Origin of the sequence: uncultured Lamprocystis sp., from assembly GCF_903933125.1 — a bacterium.
Lineage (GTDB): Bacteria > Pseudomonadota > Gammaproteobacteria > Chromatiales > Chromatiaceae > Thiodictyon.
In genome coordinates, this window is record NZ_CAIZIZ010000487.1 from 1 (window position 1) to 2,586 (window position 2,586).

The following is a 2,586-nucleotide window of genomic DNA, read 5'->3' on the forward strand; positions in this document are numbered from 1 at the left end:
AACCCGTTGAAAAAAATAGTAGCGGCTTTTCTTCAATGAGTTAGTGAATTCGCCACCAGTGTCAGGAACGAACCGCATCGCCGGTCGCGCGGTCGGTGATGCGGTTCGTTCCTCACCCCATCCTACGCGCTTAGGATCAGGGCTCCGCGCCCGCCACGGCATCACCACTCAATTGCCGCTGCAGCCGCCCCGCCAGCGCCTCCACCCGCGCCTCGTCCATGGTGCGCGCATCGAAATCCAGTTCGATCAGATTGGGGCCGACCTGCACCTTGAGCTTGACCCGCGATTCGCGGGTGACGAAGCCCTTGAGGAAATCCAACAGCGCCGGCACCGTCTCGGGCAGAACCTGCAACACCAGCGCGCCCAAGTCCTGACCGAGCCCCTTGGCGCCCGCCCCGACCGGCGCGGACGCCGACCCCGCCAGGGCCACCCCCGCGGTCAGTTCCGGCACGTCCAACTGACCGCGCAGGGCGCGGGTCAGGTCGTCCAAGTCATCCTGCGTCAGGGCGTCCGGCGGATCGGCTTCAAGGAACAGGGTCATGGTCTGATCGGTCATCGGGTATCTCCTGGGGGAACAAAAACCGCTGCGCAATCCGCGCGATGAAACTGACGCGGAACCTTCGGCTGGCGCCTACCAGCCCCGCGCCCCGCCGTCCGTGGCACACTATTCGGCCACCTGATCCATCAGGAACCGGGAACCCGGCGCATGGACACCCGCACACACACCCGCCGGGCCTTGACCACGGCAGTTCCGGCATACGGGCGGACTGGGCGAGGCGGAAACCGAGGTTGTCGTTCCGGTTCGACGGCCTGTTCCTGTTACGGTTCGCGGACCGCAGCCTCGCAGGCTGGTTGTTCCACGCGCCGCCGCGGATCGCCCGGTTCGGCCTCTTGGCCGGACCCCCGACGAAAGACGATGGCAGAGAAGATGCGTCCGCGCAAGCGCCACGTGTCGGCATGACCCGCGTGGCCGATCCAGGCCCGCACCGATGGGTCGATGGCGGGCCAGTCCAGGCGCCCTGCCGCATAGCCGCGCGCCAGCGCGCGCAGGTGGCGGGTGAAACGCATGCCCTTACCGGGCGCGACACCGGCCGTCGGCGGCGCCGAGTCGATCACCCATCCCAGCAGTTCAAGCAAACGGGCATCCTTGATCCGCCGCTCCAGCTTGGCTTTGAGGATCGCCTGATCGATGGACGGAAAATAACGTGCAATATCGAGCTTGAGTGCATACGTATAGCGATCTGCCCACCACTGATACCGGGCGACCGCCTGATGCACCCCTTTACCCATCCGACACGCATAGGAATCGAAGATGAAGCGCCGGTCCAGGGGCGGTTCCATCACCGCCATCACCGCGTGCTGCACCACCCGATCACGAAACGGGGCAGCGGCGATCAGGCGCGGTTTGCGCTCATAGATGGTGAACAGGCGGTACGGGCCGGGTCGGTAGGTTCCTTGAACGAGTTCATCGCGCAACTGAAAGAGATTGCGCTCCAAGTCAAGCCCAAACTCGGCCACTCCAGGCCGATCGCGCTTACCCCGACGCGCCCGCCGGTACGCGTGCAACAGCGTCTCGAAGGTGGCGATCTCCGGCCAGAGCCCGCCCAAGCGTTTCATCCCGCGCTCCGCAGCCAGCCGCCGACCTGCCGACCAACGCCATCAATCAGACCGGCGCCGTACTCATAGCGCCGCAGCGACACCACTTGGAGCTGAAAGCTCAGCCGCCACAAGTGGCGGACCACCGCCAGGCGGGAATTTGCCAGGGCCAGGGGTGTGCGCTTATCACGGCTATACGCGGCCTGAACCAACAGCTCCAACACCTGAATCAACGTCGACTCCAGCCGCTCGCCGAGCGTGAACCGCCGATTGCGGGGAAATCCGTCCAGTTGCGGAATGAGCCAGAGCAGCAATTCATGACAGGACTCGACGACCGGGGCAAGCTGACTCATGCAATTATTGCGCCTAAATGATTGAAAAGGGTAAAAGAGTAGAGAGAAAAGGGTTAAAGGTCCTGGGCGAGGCGGAAACCGAGGTCGACGTTCCGGTCCGACGGCCTGCCCCCGTTACGGTTCGCGGACCGCAGCCACACAGGCTGGGAGTTCCACGCGCCGCCGCGGAGCGCCCGGAGCGGCTCTGTTTTGGCATCATTCTTGCTTATACAAACCGTCTCTTTGCCATCATAGGTGTCGGCATAGGCCGAGCAGGTCCATTCCCAGACATTACCGGCCACATGATGAAGCCCCCAGGGATTGGCCGCCAGGCTGTCAACCGGCAGCGTCTGCTTCCGGTAGACCCCGGTCTTGGCCCCGCATCCGTTGTAGTCGTAGTTTCCGTCATAGTTGGCCTGATCGGTGGAGATGCAGTCGCCGGTCCAGAAAGGCGTGTTAGTCTTGCCACGAGCGGCATATTCCCACTCGGCTTCGGTGGGCAGTCGATAGGTCTTGTCGGTCTCCCCACTCAGCCAGGCGACATAAGTACTTCAAGTTAAATATTTGTAGGCGTTAATAATTGTAAGCACTTGATATATAAAGAAATCGCAATAATTAGCGACTTATAGCAATTATATTGATGTACTTAGTCTTGGGC

General features: G+C 62.3%; 4 protein-coding genes and 1 pseudogene. All 5 read right to left on the bottom strand.

Annotated elements, in window-relative coordinates; translation table 11 throughout:
* Positions 1 to 136: 136 nt before the first annotated feature.
* The gene (locus tag QZY03_RS26860; RefSeq protein ID WP_295586541.1) at positions 137 to 556 is read right to left on the bottom strand and encodes a hypothetical protein; all 420 of its coding nucleotides are present in this window, start codon (positions 554 to 556) and stop codon (positions 137 to 139) included.
* Positions 525 to 923: an SUMF1/EgtB/PvdO family nonheme iron enzyme gene (locus QZY03_RS32290; RefSeq protein ID WP_363169728.1), complete on the bottom strand. Its 399-nt coding sequence runs from the start codon at positions 921 to 923 to the stop codon at positions 525 to 527. The genes QZY03_RS26860 and QZY03_RS32290 overlap by 32 nt, the downstream gene beginning before the upstream one ends.
* Positions 820 to 1,617 (bottom strand): hypothetical protein, encoded by a 798-nt coding sequence (locus tag QZY03_RS26865; RefSeq protein WP_295586544.1) that lies wholly within the window; start codon positions 1,615 to 1,617, stop codon positions 820 to 822. The genes QZY03_RS32290 and QZY03_RS26865 overlap by 104 nt, the downstream gene beginning before the upstream one ends.
* Positions 1,614 to 1,949, bottom strand: coding sequence for a diversity-generating retroelement protein Avd (gene avd / locus QZY03_RS26870; protein ID WP_295586547.1), 336 nt, complete (start codon positions 1,947 to 1,949; stop codon positions 1,614 to 1,616). Before avd ends, QZY03_RS26865 begins: the two co-directional genes overlap by 4 nt.
* Positions 1,950 to 2,002: 53 nt before the next feature.
* Positions 2,003 to 2,464, bottom strand: a pseudogene (locus QZY03_RS26875) (formylglycine-generating enzyme family protein); the annotation flags it as partial.
* Positions 2,465 to 2,586: the final 122 nt, after the last annotated feature.